The organism is Lentilactobacillus farraginis DSM 18382 = JCM 14108 (genome assembly GCF_000583655.1).
Taxonomy (GTDB): Bacteria; Bacillota; Bacilli; order Lactobacillales; family Lactobacillaceae; genus Lentilactobacillus; species Lentilactobacillus farraginis.
Genome location: NZ_BAKI01000123.1, coordinates 1 through 729 on the forward strand (window position 1 = coordinate 1; position 729 = coordinate 729).

A 729-nucleotide genomic window follows, 5' to 3' on the forward strand; every position below is an offset into this window, starting at 1 on the left:
TAAACATTTGGAGTGTGAAATTAATGTTAGAAATTAAGAACATTGATTATGGAGTAAACGAGATAAAGAAATGTCGAAAGAATTTGCTTAATTTACAAGATGGTAAAGAGGAGGGTGATTCAAAGTGATTCGGAATGTTTTTCTAATCTTCGCCTTTTTAACCTCCATTTTTATTTTAGGAACTGACAATCTTATTATTGCCCCATTATTGAGTCAAATAGCTAAAACCATGTCTGCAACGCCTCAATATGTTTCATTTGGCATTACCCTTTATTCTGGAGCTTATGGCTGTTTGCCATCGTTTTAGCTCCAATTTCTGATATTTTAGGTAGAAAAAAAGCCATTGGTATTTCTGGATTTACTTTTGGGATATGTAGTATTGCATTGGCGTTTTGTTCATTCGGCTGGTTATTTTTGATGTTGCGTTTTCTAACTGGTTTAAGTGCGGCAGTTCTAGGGCCTGGTTTATGGGCATATTGTGCAGATAATTTTAAAGCGCATAAAAGGGAAATGATGATCAGTTGGATGATGAGTTTCTTTAGTCTATCAACTGTTTTAGGAATTCCAATTGGGTTATTGGTCAGCAGAATTTTTAACTGGCAAATTATTTTTCTATTTACTGGAATCGTAATGTTATTTTCAATTGGTATTTTTTACGTTTACGGTATTGCAACAAGACAAATTCAGTTTAGCCTGAAAAAACATTTTTCGAATATCATCAAAGCCTTT

The 729-nt window shown here is 33.3% G+C and carries 2 protein-coding genes; both read left to right on the top strand.

Translation table 11 applies throughout. The annotated features are described in order from the left end of the window. Positions 1-124 precede the first annotated feature (124 nt). Positions 125-307: a hypothetical protein gene (locus JCM14108_RS13990; RefSeq protein ID WP_035181598.1), complete on the top strand. Its 183-nt coding sequence runs from the start codon at positions 125-127 to the stop codon at positions 305-307. Positions 308-321: 14 nt separating this feature from the next. Continuing rightward, positions 322-729 (top strand): MFS transporter (locus tag JCM14108_RS14770; protein WP_237745854.1); only part of this gene is annotated, 408 nt, incomplete at its 3' end.